Origin of the sequence: Nitratidesulfovibrio sp., from assembly GCF_040373385.1 — a bacterium.
Classification (GTDB): domain Bacteria; phylum Desulfobacterota; class Desulfovibrionia; order Desulfovibrionales; family Desulfovibrionaceae; genus Cupidesulfovibrio.
This window is the reverse complement of the sequence record NZ_JBDXXH010000002.1, coordinates 350,835-368,615: the sequence shown is the minus strand read 5'-3', so window position 1 is coordinate 368,615 and position 17,781 is coordinate 350,835. Positions and strand designations below refer to the sequence as shown.

The 17,781-nt window shown below is 67.2% G+C and carries 13 protein-coding genes; 8 read left to right on the top strand and 5 right to left on the bottom strand.

What is annotated here, in order from left to right; genetic code table 11:
• Nucleotides 1-103 precede the first annotated feature (103 nt).
• The 8 genes from gcvH (at nt 104) to ABWO17_RS04675 (ending at nt 8,115) form a co-directional block, all read left to right on the top strand.
• Entirely contained in the window at nt 104-487 is a 384-nt protein-coding gene (gcvH, locus tag ABWO17_RS04710) for a glycine cleavage system protein GcvH (protein ID WP_012611378.1), read from the top strand.
• 16 nt (nt 488-503) lie between these two features.
• Nucleotides 504-1,835 carry an aminomethyl-transferring glycine dehydrogenase subunit GcvPA gene (gene gcvPA / locus ABWO17_RS04705; protein WP_353116421.1) on the top strand — a complete coding sequence of 444 codons (1,332 nt, stop codon included), beginning with the start codon at nt 504-506 and terminating at the stop codon, nt 1,833-1,835.
• Nucleotides 1,832-3,277 carry an aminomethyl-transferring glycine dehydrogenase subunit GcvPB gene (gcvPB, locus tag ABWO17_RS04700; protein WP_353116420.1) on the top strand — a complete coding sequence of 482 codons (1,446 nt, stop codon included), beginning with the start codon at nt 1,832-1,834 and terminating at the stop codon, nt 3,275-3,277. The genes gcvPA and gcvPB overlap by 4 nt, the downstream gene beginning before the upstream one ends.
• Nucleotides 3,267-4,688 (top strand): dihydrolipoyl dehydrogenase family protein, encoded by a 1,422-nt coding sequence (locus ABWO17_RS04695; protein WP_353116419.1) that lies wholly within the window; start codon nt 3,267-3,269, stop codon nt 4,686-4,688. The genes gcvPB and ABWO17_RS04695 overlap by 11 nt, the downstream gene beginning before the upstream one ends.
• A 154-nt stretch (nt 4,689-4,842) precedes the next feature.
• A complete protein-coding gene (locus ABWO17_RS04690; protein WP_353116418.1) occupies nt 4,843-5,880 on the top strand; it encodes an OmpA family protein in 1,038 nt (345 codons plus the stop codon).
• Between the two features lie 66 nt (nt 5,881-5,946).
• On the top strand, nt 5,947-6,552 hold the full coding sequence (locus ABWO17_RS04685) for a hypothetical protein (protein WP_353116417.1): 606 nt from the start codon (nt 5,947-5,949) through the stop codon (nt 6,550-6,552).
• A 365-nt stretch (nt 6,553-6,917) separates the two neighbouring features.
• Nucleotides 6,918-7,544 (top strand): peroxiredoxin, encoded by a 627-nt coding sequence (locus ABWO17_RS04680; RefSeq protein ID WP_353116416.1) that lies wholly within the window; start codon nt 6,918-6,920, stop codon nt 7,542-7,544.
• Nucleotides 7,545-7,851: 307 nt separating this feature from the next.
• Entirely contained in the window at nt 7,852-8,115 is a 264-nt protein-coding gene (locus ABWO17_RS04675) for a hypothetical protein (RefSeq protein WP_353116415.1), read from the top strand.
• 79 nt (nt 8,116-8,194) lie between these two features.
• Here ABWO17_RS04675 and ABWO17_RS04670 read toward each other — a convergent pair whose 3' ends face one another.
• From ABWO17_RS04670 to ABWO17_RS04650, 5 genes are all read right to left on the bottom strand, one after another.
• Nucleotides 8,195-8,560 (bottom strand): Hpt domain-containing protein, encoded by a 366-nt coding sequence (locus tag ABWO17_RS04670; protein ID WP_353116414.1) that lies wholly within the window; start codon nt 8,558-8,560, stop codon nt 8,195-8,197.
• Nucleotides 8,561-8,844: 284 nt separating this feature from the next.
• Entirely contained in the window at nt 8,845-9,426 is a 582-nt protein-coding gene (locus ABWO17_RS04665) for a tetratricopeptide repeat protein (protein ID WP_353116413.1), read from the bottom strand.
• Between the two features lie 16 nt (nt 9,427-9,442).
• A complete protein-coding gene (locus ABWO17_RS04660; protein ID WP_353116412.1) occupies nt 9,443-11,104 on the bottom strand; it encodes a sigma-54-dependent transcriptional regulator in 1,662 nt (553 codons plus the stop codon).
• Nucleotides 11,105-11,311: 207 nt separating this feature from the next.
• Complete coding sequence (locus ABWO17_RS04655) at nt 11,312-13,453, bottom strand: two-component system sensor histidine kinase NtrB (RefSeq protein WP_353116411.1); 2,142 nt, start codon at nt 13,451-13,453, stop codon at nt 11,312-11,314.
• Between the two features lie 386 nt (nt 13,454-13,839).
• Nucleotides 13,840-17,703 (bottom strand): AsmA family protein, encoded by a 3,864-nt coding sequence (locus ABWO17_RS04650; protein ID WP_353116410.1) that lies wholly within the window; start codon nt 17,701-17,703, stop codon nt 13,840-13,842.
• Nucleotides 17,704-17,781: the final 78 nt, after the last annotated feature.

Below are 17,781 nucleotides of genomic sequence, written 5' to 3'. Positions count from 1 at the left end.
CGCCACACACCGCAGCCGGGCCGTGACCGCCGTGCCCGCGCCGCGCATCCCACTCACCCCCCACAGGCCACCACCACAGGCCGAACCCTTCCAGGAGGCACACATGTCCATTCCCGCCGACCTGCTCTACACCGATACCCACGAATGGGTGCGCATCGAAGGTGACGAGGCCGTCATCGGCATCACCCAGTTTGCCCAGGAACAGCTGGGCGACCTGACCTTCGTCGATCTGCCCGCCGTGGGCGACACCCTGGCCACCGGCCAGGAAATGGGTTCGGTGGAATCGGTGAAGGCCGCCAGCGAACTGTACTCGCCCCTTGCCGGCACCGTCAGCGCCGTCAACGACGCCCTGTCCGGCGCGCCGGAACTGGTGAACCAGTCGCCCTACACCGACGGCTGGATGGTACGCGTGAAGCTTTCCGCCACGCCCGAAGGCCTGCTCTCCGCCGCCGACTACGAAGCCGTCGTCGCGCGCGAAGCCCACTAGCGGCAAGGAGCAAACCATGCCGTTCATCCCGCACTCCCCAGAGGAGGTCCGGGAAATGCTCTCCGTCATCGGCGTGCAGAGCATCGAGGACCTTTTCGGCGATATTCCGGCAGAGATGCGCCCGCGCAGCTTCGAGCTGCCCCTGGGCCTCAGCGAAATGCAGGTGCTGGCCAAGATGGAAGAAATGGCCGCCCGCAACCGCACCGATGTAGTCAGCTTTCTGGGTGGCGGTTTCTACAACCACCACATCCCGGCCGCCGTCGATGCGCTGGTTTCGCGCGGTGAATTCTACACCGCCTACACCCCCTACCAGCCGGAAGCCTCGCAGGGCACCCTGCAGGCCATCTTCGAATACCAGACGGCGGTGTGCCGCCTGCTGGACATGGATTGCGCCAATGCCTCGGTGTACGATGGCGGTTCGGCCATCTTCGAAGCCATGATGATGGCCGTGCGCGCCACCAAGCGCCGCAAGCTGGTCATCGACGAGGCCGTCAGCCCCATCTGGCGCACCATGCTGGCCTCGTACACGTCCAACCTTTCGCTTGATCTCGTCACCGTGCCGCAGGTGGACGGCACGTCGGACATGGCCGCCCTGAAGGCCGCCGTGGATACCGGTTGCGCCGCCGTGGTGGTGCAGAACCCCAACTTCTTCGGGGTGGTGGAAGACTTCACCGACCTGTTCGCGCATGCCAGAAGCCAGAAGGCCGCGTCGGTCATTTCGGTGTACCCGGTCATGCAGTCGGTGCTGAAGACGCCCGGCGAAATGGGCGCGGACATCGCCGTGGCAGAAGGCCAGTCGCTGGGCCAGCCGCTGAGCTTCGGCGGGCCGTACCTTGGCGTCATGACCTGCACCAAGGACATGGTGCGCCAGATGCCGGGCCGCATCGTGGGCCGCACCAACGACACGGAAGGCCGCACCGGCTACGTGCTGACGTTGCAGGCGCGCGAACAGCACATCCGCCGCGCGAAAGCCACGTCCAACATCTGCTCCAACCAGGCCCTGTGCGCCCTGCGCACCCTGGTGCACCTGTGCCTGCTGGGACCGGAAGGCCTGACCCGCACGGCGGAACTTTCCATGGAACGCGCCCGCTACGCCATGGAACGGCTGACCGCCATCGCCGGGGTGCGCCCGCTGAACACCGCCCCCTTCGGCAACGAATTCGCCGTGCGGCTGCCCATTCCCGCCTTCGAGGCGGTGGACAGGCTTACCGCGCGCGGCTACGTGCCCGGCTTTCCCGTGGGGCGCTACTACGCAGGCATGGACGACGTGCTGCTGGTGGCCTGCACCGAAAAGAACAGCTTCGAACAGGTCGGCATTCTGGCCGAAATGCTGGGAGGTATCCTGTGAAGACCGCCTTCGCCGCATCCGTCCCAGGCCGCACCGCCTGTCTGCCCGCGCAGCCCAAGAAGCACGCGGCGGACATGCTGCCCGCAAACCTGCTGCGCGCCACCCCCCCCGCCCTGCCGGAACTCGGCGAGCTGGACGTGGTGCGCCACTTCACGCGGCTGTCGCGCCTGAACTTCGGGGTGGATTCCAATTTCTACCCCCTCGGCTCGTGCACCATGAAGTACAACCCCAAGTTCACCGAACAGGTGGCCGCCCTGCCCGGCTTTACCCGGCTGCACCCGCTGATGGCCCAGTTGAAGGGCGCGGGCCAGTACGCCCAGGGCGCACTTGAGGTGATGTGGGAAACGGAACGCCTGCTGTGCGAAATCACCGGCATGCGCGCGTTCACCCTGCACCCCATGGCGGGCGCGCACGGCGAGCTTACCGGCGCCATGCTCATCGCCGCCTACCACAAGGACAAGGGCAACCGTAAGACCAAGGTCATCTGCCCCGATTCCGCCCACGGCACCAACCCCGCATCCGCCGCGCTGGCCGGGTACGAGGTGGTGAACATCGAATCCAAGGACGGCATGGTCGACCCGGACGCGCTGGAAGCCGCCCTGGATGACGACGTGGCCGCCCTGATGATGACCTGCCCCAACACCCTGGGGCTGTTCGAAAACCACCTGCCGCGCATTGTCGAAAAGCTGCGCGCCGTGGACGCCCTGCTCTACTACGACGGCGCCAACCTCAACGCCATCCTCGGCAAGATGCGCGTGGGCGACGTGGGCTTCGACGTGGTGCACCTGAACCTGCACAAGACCTTCGCCACCCCGCACGGCGGCGGCGGCCCCGGTGCCGGTCCGGTGGGCGTCAGCGAACGACTGGTGCCGTACCTGCCCATCTCGCGGGTGGAAAAGCTGCACGACGGCCGCTACTACCTGAACTACGACCATCCGAAGTCCATCGGCTTCATGGCCCCGTTCTACGGCAACTTCGGCGTGCTGCTCAAAGCGTATGCCTACATCCTGCGCCTGGGCGGCGAAGGGCTGGAACGCGTGTCCGAATACGCGGTGCTCAACGCCAACTACCTGCGCAAACGGCTGGAAAAGGTGCTGGAAATCCCCCACGACCGCATCTGCATGCACGAGTTCGTGGCGTCCGCCTGCAACCACGCCGAGTGCGGCATCCGCGCGCTGGACGTGGCAAAGGCCCTGCTGGACAAGGGCTACCACGCCCCCACCATCTACTTCCCGCTCATCGTCAAGGAATGCATGATGTTCGAGCCCACGGAAACCGAGAGCAGGCAGACGCTCGACGAATTCGCGGACGACCTCATCGCCATTCTGGAATCGGCGGCGCAAAACCCCGACGCCCTGCACGCGGCCCCGGTGACCACGCCGGTGCGCAGGCTGGACGAGACGGCGGCGGCCCGCAACATGGTGCTGACGGATGACGCCTAGCACCCGTTACGACATGATCATACTCGGAGGAGGGCCCGGCGGAAGCCGGGCCGCCTTCGATGCGGCGGCGCGCGGGCTTTCCGTGGCGCTGGTGGACCGCGACGGCCTGGGCGGCACCTGCCTGAACCGGGGGTGCATCCCCACCAAGCTGCTGCTGGGAGCCACCGCCGCCCAGCCGCTGCTGGAAACGCAAAAGAAGCTGAAGGGCGCCGAAGGGCACATCGCCTTCGACCTGCCCGCCTTGCAACAGCGCAAGGACCGCTACGTCAAGGGCACCCGCCAGGCGCTGGAAAAGCGCCTGAAGGCGGCGGGCATCGCCGTCTACGCGGGTGAAGGCCGGGTGACCAGCGGACGGCAGGGCGATGGTGACGGCGAACTGGCCGTTGTCTCGGCTCAGCCCGACGGCACCACGCAGGAAACCCGGCTTGGCTGGGGTACCCTGATCGTGGCCACCGGCTCCACCCCGGCCAGCTTTCCCGGCCTTGCCGCCGACGGCGCGGCGGTGCTCGATTCCACTGCGCTGCTCGACGTGACCGAGGCCCCGGAAAGCCTGATGGTGGTGGGCGGCGGGGCCATCGGCCTGGAAATGGCCGACTTCTTCTCGCGCCTTGGCACGCGCATCACCATCGTGGAAGGCATGGGCCGCCTGGCCCCCACCGAGGACCCGGAAGTGGGCGACACCCTGCGCAAGGTCTACGCGCGCGAAGGGTGGACCATCCATACCGGGCGCAAGGTGGCTTCGCTGGCCACGGTTGACGGTCACGCCGTGCTGCGCTTCGAGGACGGCGAGGAACTGACCGCCGACAAGGCCTTGCTGGCCGTGGGGCGCCGTCCCGCATCCGCCGGAATCGGGCTGGAGGCGCTGGGCGCAACCCTGCGCGGCCCCGGCTGGGTGCAGACCGACGAGTGGCTGCGTGCGGCGCCGCACGTGTACGCTATCGGCGATGTGAATGGCCGCACCCTGCTGGCACACGCGGCGGACCATCAGGCCCGCCACGCGGTGCGCCACGCCTGCGGCGACACGGAAGCGCCCTATGACGCAGGCGTGATGCCCGCGTGCATCTATGGCCATCTGGAAGCCATGCGGGTTGGCCCTACCGCGGAAGAATTGAAGAATGCGGGCTTTTCCCCCCGTGTTTCGCGCTCTATGCTCATTGCTAATCCCATTGTGCAGGCGTATGGAACGACGCAAGGTTTCATCAAGATCGTCTGGGTTGACGGGCGCATCCGGGGCGTGACCGCCGTGGGCCACGGCGTTTCGCACCTGGTGACGCTGGCGGCCGTGCTTGCGGGAGGGAGCGGCACGGCGCCTGGCTGGACCGCGCATGACGCGGGTTCTGTCATTTTCGCCCACCCGACGCTGGATGAAGCACTGGAAGCCGCCATGGAGGCTCCGCAAGAGCTCGCATGACGGCATGCCGCCCGTAAAAAATCGGAAAGTTGTGCATAAAACGCGGAATGGTCTTGTCATGACCATGTTTTGCCGGTAACTTGCACAATATGAAGATAATTCCGGGCTGGAGTATTTTCCCTGCGTCAACATCAGCTATTCTTTGGAGGCTCCCATGAAATTTTCGAAAATCCTGACTCTGGTCGCGGCGCTGATGCTTGTCTGCGCTGCCCCGGCCTTCGCCGCCGGTCAATCCACCCTTGTTCCCAAGATCGCCAGCTTCGACTTCTTCGTGGACTACTCCGGGTCCATGATGCTGAAGCATGAAAAGGTCGGCAAGAACAAGATGGAACTGACCAAGAAGCTGCTTTCAGCCATCAACGCCAAGATCCCGGCGCTGGGCTACGAAGGCGGCCTGCACACCTTCGCCCCGGTTTCCGAAATTCAGCCCGTGGGCGTGTGGGACAAGGCGTCCTATGACAAGTCCATCAGGAAGCTGAACGAAAACGAAGACACCTTCGCCCGCCTGACCCCCATGGGTCCCGGCTTCGACAAGGCCACCTACACCAAGTCCATGAAGCGCAAGGCCGCCATGATCATGATCAGCGACGGCGAATCGAACGTCGGCGGCGACCCCGTGGCCGAAGCCAAGCTGCTGCTGGCCACCAACCCCGGCCTGTGCCTGCACGTCATCTCCATGGCCGACAAGCCCGCTGGCCAGGCCACCCTTGACGCCATCGCCAAGCTGAACGGCTGCACCGTCTCCGCCAACGCCGTCGAGTTGCTGGCCAACGAAGCCGCCCTCGACAAGTTCGTGCGCGACGTGTTCTACGAAGAAAAGGCTGCTCCCGCCGCCGCTGCCGTCGCCCCCATGGACGAAGTGATCGTGCTGCGCAGCATCCAGTTCGCCTTGAACTCCGCCAAGCTGGACGCCACCGCCACCAGCATCCTGGTGGAAACCGCCGCCATCCTGAAGTCCAAGAAGGGCTCGGTTGAAGTTGCCGGTCATACGTGCAGCCTCGGCACCGACGAATACAACCAGAAGCTGTCCGAAGCCCGCGCCAAGTCGGTCAAGGACTTCCTGGTCAAGCAGGGCGTCGAGTCCTCGCGCCTGATCACCAAGGGCTACGGCGAAGCCAAGCCCAAGTACGACAACAGCACCGAAGACACCCGCAAGCTGAACCGCCGGGTCGAACTCTCCTTCATCAAGTAGCACAACGGACCATGCAGGCCCGGTGGGGAAACCCGCCGGGCCTTTCCGCAAACGGAGACGAAGTCGATGAAGCAAGGCCGCATCGCGATGGCCGCAAAGGCCCTGACGCTGCCCGTTACCCTGGCCCTGTCCCTGACGCTGCCCCTGACCGGGGCTGTCTGCGTTTCTCCGGCTGGCGCGGCGGATACCGCCGCCACACCGCAGCCGCAACAGACGAAGAAGGCCGCTGACAAGACCGCCAAGGCCGCCCAGGCCACGAAATCCGCGAAGCCAGCCGCCAAGCCCACGCAGGTGGCCAAAGTGGTTCCCGCCAAGAAGCCCGTGGGCGACACCATCGAGGACGTGCACAACAAGCTCGATACCCTGGCCCGCGCCAAGCTGCGCCACATGAACGAAAGCCTGCGCCCCTGCCAGAGCCGCAAGGACGTGGTACAGAACGGCAACGAATTCGTGGCCCGCTACATGGCCGTGGACCCCGACTCGCTCTCCACCGACGTGCACGACGCCCAGGGCCCCGGCGCCAAGTACGTGGGGCTCATCGTCTATCACGAGCAGGAATTCGAAAGCCGCGCCGCCACCAAGGAAGCCGCCCTCACCGGCGACTTCACCGTGGTCAAGGCTCGCCGCGTCACCGAAATCATCCGCTACGACAAGGGGAAGTGGATCGACTGACGGTCATCCATCCCCCGCCTGCCTTCAGCAGACGCCGTACGCCGCATGGATTCCGCATCCGTGCGGCGTTTGTGTTTGTACCGTTCTCTTGGGCACAGGAAGCGCATGCGCAGTGCGCTGACGGCGCTGGCCGCGTCAGCCTTCACGCATGCCAGCCACGCCCACCTTCCGCACCTTTCGGGCGTCGCGCTCTCCCGGCATGTGTCGCCAGACCCACCCGGCGATGGACGCGCACGTGCGAATTCCTCACACGTCCCACTTGCGGCATCACTTTTTTTACCACCCCCCTTGACGAATCGGGGAGGCGATGCCATAAGTGATACCAGCAATCATTACTAACAACTCTTTCAAAGGAGTCATCGAACATGAGCTGCCCCACCCAACAGGAATACCCCGCCCTTGCCACCGTTGGTCGTGCCGTAAAGCCCTTCACCCTTGAAACCTACGACCCCACCGAAGGTTCCTTCGGCCAGATTTCCCTCGAAAAGTTGCAGCAGGACCGCAAGTGGACCGTGCTGGTGTTCTACCCCGCCGACTTCACCTTCGTGTGCCCCACCGAACTTGCCGACCTTGCTGAGCGCCATGCGGCGCTGAAGGACATGGGCGTGGAAGTGATCTCGGTGTCCACCGACACCAAGTTCGCCCACCTTGCCTGGCGCAATTCCGAACGCCTGCTGGAAAACGTGCGCTACCAGATGGCCGCCGACCCCACCGGAACCGTTGCGCGCTACTTCGGCGTGTACGATGAAGGCGCGGGCATCGCCCTGCGCGGCACTTTCATCATCAACCCGGAAGGCACCCTGGTCAGCTCCGAGGTGAATTTCTACAACGTGGGCCGCAACGCCGCCGAACTGGTGCGCAAGATGCAGGCCAACAAGCACCTGCGCGACCATCCGGCAGAAGCCTGCCCCGCCCGCTGGGAACCCGGCGCCCGTACCCTGACCCCCTCCGAAAAGCTGGTGGGCAAGGTGTACGAGGACCTCATCCCCTAGCTCTTCGGCACGCCTGAAGCGTATCTGGCGCCATGCATGCGACGGGGCACGACAGATGTCGTGCCCCTTTTTTCGTTCCACCGCCCGCGTCGGGCCCCGGTAGGCTGCATGACGCCTCCGCCTGCCCTTGCCATGCCCCCGGACCGACCATAGTTCCCTGATGCAGGCCATGGTTCCCTGATACCGGCCATGGTTGCCTGATGACTCCCATGGCTGCCTGATGACTGCCATGGTTCCTGTATCGGGCATAGTTGCCTGTATCGGCCATATCGAAGGATGGGCGCGCCATCGCGCCTGGGGAGGCCACATGATCAATCGTCAGGATTCGACTGCGGCAACGCACGCGCAACAGGACACGGCCACCGCGCCGAGCGGTTTCAGGGAGGTGCTGCTTTCGCCGGGTGATTGCAGCGGGTGTGGGGCATGCACGGAACTGGCCCCCGACATTGTCGGGTGGCGCGAAGGGGACGAACGGCCATTTCTGGTCAGCGACGTGGCCCCGGACGGGGTGCTTACCGAACTGATGGCCTTTTGCCCGGAAGGATGCTTCGAGGACGGCAACGCATCCTGATGCGGTCCGGTTTCGGTCGGATCACCGGGTCGCCGTTGCCGCCCGCTCCCTCCGAACCCCGCCGGACCCCGCCGCGCGGTCAGGTTCTGTTGGCCGCCAGCCACGCCGTTATGCTGGCACGCGTGGCTTCTGCATCTTCCAGCAGGCCCAGCCATTCCAGCCGGGCGGTCGCCATGTCCTCGTTGCGGCAGGCCTGATCCAGGGCTGCGGCCCGATGGTGCAGGCGTGATGCGCCGATGGTGGCCGACGCCCCTTTCAGACTGTGGGCAAGGCGCGCAAGATCGTCCAACCGCCCTTCACCCAGGGCGGCCTGCATCTTGGCCAGCCGGTCGGTGAAATCGGGCAGGAAGGTGTCGAGCAACAGCGCAAGGAATTCGCGGTCGCCCTGCAGGCGGTGCAGTACTCCGTCGATGTCGAATACGAGAGGGAGGGGGGACTGGCTCATGGGACACTCGTGACGGCTTGCCGGGCCACGCCGCAGGAGAACATCCCGACCGGGATGCGGACGTGGTGCCGAGGTTCGTCTGCCAGCGTACGGCAACACGCCCCACGTACGCAAGTGGATAGCCTTCCCGGTGGCTTCGTCATCGGCGTGCGAAATGAAAAACCACCCTTTCCGGGTGGTTTTTCATACTGCCATGCGTTTTTGCGCTTCGTCCGTTATGGCGTCGGATCCGGCTCACGCCCCAATCCCATCCCGATCGCCAGCCGACAGCAACCGGGGTGCCCCTACGGCAGGTATTCCACGGGAGAAGGCGGCTGCGCCGGATCGGGCACGTCGCCCTTGTCCATGCCACGGCGGAACATGTCGCGCGAACGCTTCATCTCTTCCAGGGCGTTGGCCTGGGCGGCCTCGCGCGCGTACATGTCCGCCGCCTGTGGTCCCAGGGCCAATTCGTCGCTGCGCAGCAGCGCGACGCGCGGGCGCACCGCCCGCAGCACCTCCAGCCTGTCCGTGCTCCAGCCGCCCCACGCCGCGCGGGCCGCATCGCCGTCGCGCGCGGCAATGGCCGCTATGCCCGACCAGAACCGCGCATATTCCGCCGGGCGCCAGTCGTCCATCAACGGCGCCAGCACGGCGCGGGCGGCGGTGTAGTCGCCCAGCCGGTACAGGGCGTACCCATGGCGCACCCCGGCCCGCCAGTCGGACGGATTTTCCGCACTCACCTGGGCATACGCCGTGGCCGCCTCTGCGTACCGCCCCTGCTCCAGCAGGGACGAGGCCCGCATGCTTGCGCCGGAACACCCGGACATGATGCCCGCCGCGACAGCAAGCACCGCAACAACGAAAACTCGCCGCAACCCGCTCATGACGCCTCCTGGCGGGCTACATGCCGCGCCGGATCAACCCGAACTTCTTCAGCTTGTATTGCAGGGTACGCCGACTGATACCCAGCGCATCGGCCGTGCGTTCCCGATGTCCGCCGTGCACTTCCAGCGCGCGCAGCAGGGCGTCGCGCTCCGCGTCGTCCAACGAGCCGGGGTATGCCCCCGGCACCCCGCCACCGTAGCCCCCTGACATGGGGCCGTCGCCCTCTCCGGGCCAGCCCGCATCGCCGCGTTGCGCACCGGGCATTGTGTCCGGTCCCCACCCCCTGCCCTGCCGCTCGAAGGGACGGTCAACCGCGCCTGATCTGTCAGACATGTCTGGCCTGTCGGACCGCTGGCGTTCCTGTGCCCTGTCCTGTGCCCTGTCCCAACGTTCCGCCCGGTCCGATCTGTCCGGCCTGTCCAACCTGTCCGGCCTGTCCAACCTGTCCGGCCTGTCCAACCGATCCGGCCTGTCCAAACGATCCGGCCGGTCCAACCGATCTGGGCGTTCCGCCAGCACCTGCGCGGGCAGCGAGTCCGGCCCCAGGGTGTCCGAGCGACTGAGAATCAACGCCCGCTCCAGCACGTTTTCCAGTTCGCGCACGTTGCCGGGCCAGGAATAGCGCATCAGTGCGTCGAGAAATTCCGGACTCACGCTGCGGATGCCCTTCTTGTTCTTGCGGCACAGCCGTTCCAGCAGCCGCCCGGCCAGCATGGGCAGGTCCTCCAGCCGGTCGCGCAGGGGTGGGGAAACCACCTCCAGCACGTTGAGCCGGAAAAAGAGGTCCTCGCGGAATTCGCCCGCTTCCGCCGCGCGCCTGAGGTCGCGGTTGGTGGCGGCGATGATGCGCACGTCCACGGGCACCGGGCGTACCGCCCCCAGGGGTTCCACCACGCGCTCCTGCAGGGCGCGCAGCAGCTTGGACTGCAATTCCAGGGGCAGTTCGCCTATTTCGTCAAGAAACAGCGTGCCGCCGCGCGCCAGTTGGAAGCGCCCCGGCTTGTCGCGCACGGCCCCGGTGAACGCCCCCTTCATGTACCCGAAAAGTTCGCTTTCCAGCAGATGGCCGGGCAGGGCCGCGCAGTTCACCTTCACCAGCGGCTGGTCGGCACGGTTGCTGGCATCGTGCAGGCCCTGGGCGATGAGCTCCTTGCCGGTGCCCGATTCGCCCATGACCAGGATGGTGGCCTCGCTGGGGCCAGCCTGGCGGATGAAGTCGCGCACCCGGCACATGGCCTGGCTGGCCCCCACGATGGGCGCCGTGGGGTCGTCGTCGCTCAGGCGGCGGCGCAGGTTCTCGTTTTCTTCCAGCAGCCTGCCGAAGTCCCAGGCCTTCTCAAGCACGGCGGTCAGTTCCTCGTTGTCGGCAGGCTTGGTCAGGTAGTCGAAGGCGCCCTTTTTCATGGCCACCACGGCGGAACCCACGGTGCCGAAGGCGGTCAGCATGACCACGGGCAGACCGGGATACATCTCCTGAATGCGGGCCAGGGTCTCCTGCCCGTCCATGCCGGGCATGCGCATGTCCAGCAGCACCACGTTCACGCGGTCCTGGGCCAGCAGTTCCAGGCCTTCCTCGCCGGAACCGGCCTCTTCCACGTTCCAGCCGCTGTCCTCCATGACAGCGCGGACCATCAGGCGGTGACCGGGTTCGTCGTCGATGACCAGAAGTCGCTTCATCTCGTTTCCTCGGTGCTGGCAGCACGGTTGCCCGCGCCCGGCATGACAGCGCGGACCATCAGGCGGTGGCCGGGTTCGTCGTCGATGACCAGAAGTCGCTTCATCTCGTTTCCTCGGTGCTGGCAGCACGGTTGCCCGCGCCCGGCATGACAGCGCGGACCATCAGGCGGTGGCCGGGTTCGTCGTCGATGACCAGAAGTCGCTTCATCATTTGTCCTCGGTTATGTCGATGACCGTATCCGTGGCGGCCTGGCCTGCCGGGGATTGTTCCGCCGGAGACTTCGCGGAGTGTCCGTGGCCGTCCTCGTTCCGGGCGTCCTTGCCCGGCGTGGTGCCGTCGGGTCCTCCCTCATGGGTCTTGGCCATGTCGAAGGCCGCCGCGCCGGGGCAATTGCCCGCCGGAATGTCCGCGCCATGGTCCAGCGGGTCACCGCCTCGTTGGGCGTCCCTTGCGTCCTGGGCATCGGCGCCGTTCTGCTCACCGTGCCTGCCGGGCCGGGCGGCAGATGCCGCCCCCGGAAAGAACAGCGCCACCGTGGTGCCGCGCCCCACCTCGGAATCTATCTGCGCCCGGCCGCCGTGGTCGCGCATGGTCTTGTGCACCAGGGCAAGGCCAAGGCCGGTGCCCTTCTTCTTGGTGGTGTAGAACGGCTCAAAGGCCTGCTCGCGCTGCTCGCGGCTCATGCCCGGCCCGGTGTCGCGCACGAACACCCACACACCGCCGTCAGCAGCCATGGACGAGATGTGGACCTCGCGCCCGCCGCCACCGACGGGTTGCGGGCACTGCGCCAGCGCGTCCAGGCTGTTCAGGACCAGGTTCAGCAGGGCCTGCTTCAGGGCGTCCTCGTCGGCCATGACCAGGTCGGGTCCCAGGCTGGTGCGCATGTGCACCCCCAGCTTGCCCGCATCGAAGCGGACCAGGCTTTCCAGTTCCGCCGCCAGTTGGCCCAGGCTGACCTCGCGCGGCTCAATGGCGCGCGGCCTGGCCAGGTACAGCAGGTCGGTGATGACCCGGTTCAGGCGATCGGCCTCGCGCACCATGGTCTGGGCGTAGTTTTCGTCCGGCTGCTTGCCCGCCAGCTTCTTGGCGAAATACTGGGCAAACCCCCGCAAGGCGGAAAGCGGGTTGCGTATCTCGTGCGCGACCCCGGCGGCCAGGGTGCCCACGGCGGCCAGTTTTTCCGCCTCGCTCAGGCTCTTTTCCAGTTCGCGGATCTGGGTGCGGTCGCGAATGATCACGAGGCGGTCGTGTTCCTCGTCGCTTTCGCGAATGGGCAGGGTAAGGATTTCCAGGTGCGCGCCGTCCACGGTGCGGTTGGCCCAGCCGGGCGTGGCACCGCTGTCCGGTCCCGCGATGCATCCGGCGATTTCGGGAGGCAGGTCGGCCACGTCGGTGCCCGCCAGACTGCCGTCGCGGGCCTTCAGGATGTCATGGGCCGCCGGGTTGGCCGCGCGCACCACGTTGTCCTGGGTGATGGTCAGCAGGCCGTCGGGCAGGTTGTCCACCAGCCGGGCCTGGAATCGCTCCAGCACGGCGGCACGGCCCGCCTGCTCGCGGCGCTTCAGGAAGCTCATGGTCAGCACCCAGATGAACACCGCCGCCGCCAGGATGTACGCCGCCTGGAACAGCGCGTTCTGGCGAAAGCCCCGATACACGGCGAGGTGCTTGGCCATGTCCAGCCCCACCACCAGAAAGGTGGGCAACTGGTCGGGATCGTCCGAGGCAAAGTCGCCCTGACCGAAAGAACCGGGCGAACCGGGCGAACCAGACAGGCCAGACGGGCCAGACGAGTTGGGACCATGCGGCCCCCCTCCGTCGCCCCCCGCCTCCGGGCGAACCTGCTCGCCGTCATCCAGTTCCGGGTCGTGCAGCAGGGTATGGCTGCGCGGCAGGATGCGCTTGCCGTACACGTAGGCACTCAGCTTGCCGAAGGTGGCGCGGCCATGCCATTCGCCCTTCTGGGCCAGATCCTGCAATGCCTCGGGCGGAAAGACCAGTGTGCCGCCCGACTCCTGCGTGGGGCGCGAGGTCAGCACCCGCCCCCCCTGCCGGTCGATGATGCCCACGAACAGCACGTCGCCACTCTGCTCCAGTTCGCGGAACAGCTCCGCCGTGCCTGGGCTGAACAGGCCGGGGCCGTTGGGCCGCATGAACAGCCCGCGCCGCAGTGAGGTTTCCACCGCCTGCAACACCGAGCGGGCGGTAAGGATGAGGTGTTGTGTGCCCGCCTCTTCCTGGCGGTTCAGGGTCTGCCCGGTGGAAACGATGAGCGAGAGCCCGATGGTCACCAGCGCCATCACCGCGATGATCAGGGTGCTGCGCTCGGTGTTCTTGTCGGCAATGTCCATGGAATGTCCTTGGGGATATGCGAGCCCGGCTGCACAAGACGCCGGGCGTGGGGACTGGCATGAAAACCTCGTGCCAACTCGTGCACAACGTGTTTCCGGGTAGTTACGAAAAACACCTTGCACAAACGGCACAACTCACCGCCCTGGTGTGCATAAAATTGCACACACAGGAAAAACGCGCAACCCGGCTGCACGTGTGCAACGGCGGAAGAAAGAGGGAAGAGCGCAGGGAAATACGGAGGTGCAAGGGAGGGGGGAACAAGGGAGAGGAAACGGGAAGGCGAAGGGCATCCGGCCCCGGCAGCGCAGGTTACCCGGCTGGTGAACCCACGGGTTCCTGCCGGCGGCCGTCCGCAGGACCGTCGCCCCGCCGGGTGTCCCCCGGTCTATTGCTCGGACTGCTGCCCGGACTGCTGGCCGGACTGCTGCCCGGACTGTTGCCCGTTGGGCGTCGTGCCGTTGCCGCGCGCAGCGTCCTGCAAGCCTTCCAGCACCCGCAACGGCATGCCGATGACCCCGCCCAACAGGTCGAACACGGTGCTGCCGAGATTCCCCAGGGTGCCGGTGACGATGCCGGTCTGGCGCACGCTGGTTTCCGGCTTGCGCAGGTCGCCGTGAAAGCGGATGGGAAAGGTGGGCACCCGCACCAGCGAAACGTCGGTGGTGTAGTCGATGCGCTTCTTCGCAAGGTCCACCCAACCCCGCCCCACCATGGTCAGCAACAGGCTGTTCAGGGTGAAATCCTCGTTGTGCAGCACCCCGGTGCGCATGTAACCGCTGGCTCGCGCCTCTGAGAACGGGGTCTTGGACTTTTCCGGCGTGCTCGACTTGCCGCGCGTGCTGTAGAAGCCGTCGTGCACCTCGAAGGCCCAGGTGCCGGAAAGGGCGGCGGGCATGTCCAGTTCGGTGCGCAGGGGCCCCTGCACGTCCAGCACCAGCAGGGCCTTGCCGCCCACGTAGTCCTTGCCCGCAAAGCGCAGCCCCACCGGTTCCAGGTCGAAGTCGCGCGCATCCAGCACAAGACGGGTGACCAGCGCGTCGCCCGCCGTGGCGCGAATGCTGCCGCCCAGTGTGCCGCCATAGAAGCCGGAGGCGATGGGACCAATCTCCAGCTGCCCGTCACGCAGCAGAATGGGCGCGGTAAACCCGTTGAAGTGCAGTTGCTTGAACGTGCCGCGTCCCACTGACACGCGTCCATCGGCATCGAAGGCACGCAACCACGCATAGTGCAGCGGATCGTTGGAAGGCACGGGTTCCGGCTCGCCGGGCACAGGGTCTGCCTGGCGGGGGGCCAGATAGCGGTCCGCGTCGAAGGCATCGGCGTGCAGGCTGAACCGCCACAGGGGGCGCTGGCCCGAAATGCGCGAAACGTTGCCCGATACGGATTGCCCGTCCAGCACCAGCCGGGCGTCGGAAAGGTCGAAGGTATTGCCGGACTGGCGGAAACCGGCGGACAGTTCCGCAGTACGCAACGCGCCGTCACCCATCGGCCACGGCGCAATGCCCAGACCGAGCAGGGTGGCGCGCGGGTCCGCGAAGCGGGCGGACAGGGTGCCCGCCCATGTGGCGGCCTTGTTCATGCCCGTGGCGGTGAGGGACAGGGAACCCCGCGCACCGAGTGAATCCAGCTCCAGGCGGTCCGAGCTCAGGGTGCCCGCGTCGAAGTCGAAGCGGACCGGACCGGCAAACCGCGCCTCCACCGTGCGGTCAAGGTCGGTCAGCGCGGGCGGCAGCGAAAGGTGCAGCGTTGCGGGCAGCCGGTCGGCAGCCACGGGCAGGCCGGTGGCCGTGTCGAACAGCAACGGCCCGTTGGCCGTGGCCTCCCATTCCGTGCCGGTGGGGGTGCGCATGGCCGCCCGCCAGGCCCCGGTCCACGGCAGGCGCGCCGGGGGATTGGGGGGCACCCTGCCGCCCGGCAGACCCTGCCCGGTGGCCTCGGCCCGCAGGTCGAACCGGGAGAACGGCTGCCGTTCCAGCACGCCGTTGCGCCACACCAGCAGAAAGCCGTCGTCGATGCGCGCCTCCAGCGTGCCGCGCATGGCGGCGGCCACGGCGCCCAGGCTGTGGCCCTGCCCGCGCAATGCGGCCTTCAGCGCAAACTTTCCGGCGGCGGATTCGCGCCCGCTCACGATGACCGCCGGGCGCGCCAGGGCCACGTCGGCTGCGGTGAATTGCAGGCGATAGTCGTCCACGATGTCCAGCAGGGCCTTTGCCGTGCCGCCGTAGAACGAGGCGGCGGAGAATTCCAGCAGCGTGCCCTCGCGCGAGGGAGAGCAGCGGAAGGCCAGTCCGCCCATGTCGAACTTCCAGCCGCGCGCCTTTTCCGCGCGCACGCGGATGTCATAGCCCACGTCCGGGATGTCGTCCGCCGCAATGGCCCCGCCCTGCGGGGCCGCTCGATGCCTCCCGGTGGACGCTTCCACGGCGGGCGGCCCGGAATGGACCAGCGGGTGCGGATCGGCCCCGGCCAGTTCGGGCATCACCCTGTTCACGTCGATGTCCGCCCCGGCCACGTCGATGGCGATGACCGGCGCGGCGAAATCGGCCACCCCGCCCGAACCGCGCAGGGGCATGCCCAGCACCTCGGCCTGCAACACCGGCACGCTCAGCCCGTGCCGGTCCAGCGAAAATTCCAGATGCCCGGAAAGGGAGTCCAAAGCGTGCTGCAAGCCCACGGGCAGGTTGCGCGCAAAGCCGAACCAGCGCGGCAGGCTGAGCCGCCGCACCTCCGCCGTGCCCCGCACCGCCGCTTCGGCAGAGCCAAGCCCGCCCAGACTGGCGGTCACCTCCAGGGCGTCCTGCTCCAGTTGCAGACGCGCGCCGGTAACGCGCGGGTCTGCGCCGCGCTGCACGTCGAACGGCACCACAAGCTCGAAGGGCACGGCCTGACCGCCCAGCGGCATGTGGCCGCGCGCATGCGCCGTACCATGGACCTCTGCGGGCAGCAGCCCGGCCATGCCCGATGACGCATGGATTGGGGGCGCAGCACCCGGTGCCGCATGGGACACGCCCGCCTCCAAACCCAACGATCCGGTGACGCCCGGTGCCACGTCATACACGCAGGACATGCGCAACACCCCCGCCCTGCTCCCTGCGCCCCGGCCCACGGCGTTGCCCAGCCCCGTGGAAAAGCCCGCCCCGGTGCCATTCCCCGGACCGGTGCCATTCCCCGTCCCGGTGACATTCCCCGGACCAGTGACATTCCCCGGACCAGCGGAGTTTCCCTGTCCGGCTCCCTCGCGGTGGGGCATCACCTCCAGCGCTCCCTGCAACAGGTCGCGCAACGCCCTCCATCCCCCGCCGGACGTGGTGAACGACACGTCCAGGTCGCGCAGCATGGCGGGCCGGGCCTGGGGTTCGGCGATCCATTCCAGGCTGCCGCGGCGCAGCGCCGCCTCTGCCAGACGGCCGTTTTTGGCCACCAGGTCGACAGCAACGCCCCGGGCGCGCAATTGCGCGCCAGTGGCCGTATTGCGCCATTGCAGGTCGGCACCGTCGATGCGCAGGGCAGCGGTGCCGGTCAGCACCACTTCCGGGGTGAACCAGGATATGGATGGGGCAGGAGGCGGAGCTTCGATGCGTGGCTCGTCCTCTGCCGCACGGGACGCCGGTGCGGCGTCTTGCATCGCAGGGGACGCCGGTGCGGCGTCTTGTATCGCACGGGACGCCGGTGCGGCGTCTTGCACCTCTACTGGCGTGCCGGGCGTACCGGACATGCCGGAAGGTACGGAGGGTGCGGCGGGCGCGCTGGCCAAGGCTCCACCGGTGCGGGCCTGCCCGGCATCGATGGCGGGGGTACCGCCATCCGCCTGCGGCACGGGGGGCGGGGTGGATGCGCTTCCGCCAAGGCGGTCAAGCAGTCCGTCCCAGCCGTTGCGGCCTTCACCGTCGGCCAGCAGCACCAGTTGCGGGCGGGCCAGTTCCACGCCGTGCACTTCCACCCGACCGGAAAACAGCGGCGCAAGGCGCAGGTTGAAGCGTGCCTCGTCCACCCGAAACAGCGGCTCCTGCCCGGTGAATGGCGCGGCCTGGTCCATGACCACGTCGCGGGCCACCACCGTGGGATCGGGGTCGAAGATCACCCGCACTCCGCCCAGCACCCGGCTTTCGTGCCCGGTGAGGGCGGTGAGCGATTCACCCAGTTGGCGTGCCGCCGCCTCGGAATCGATCAGGCGGCGCAAGGCCACGTAGCCGCCGCCAGCGGCAAGCAGCACGATGCACAGGAGGATCGGCAGGGGGCGCAAACGCATGAGGGTTCCGGTTCGACGAAGTGAAGCACGCACGACGTGACACGCGCCCCGCCACCCCAAACGGGCGGCGCGGGCAAG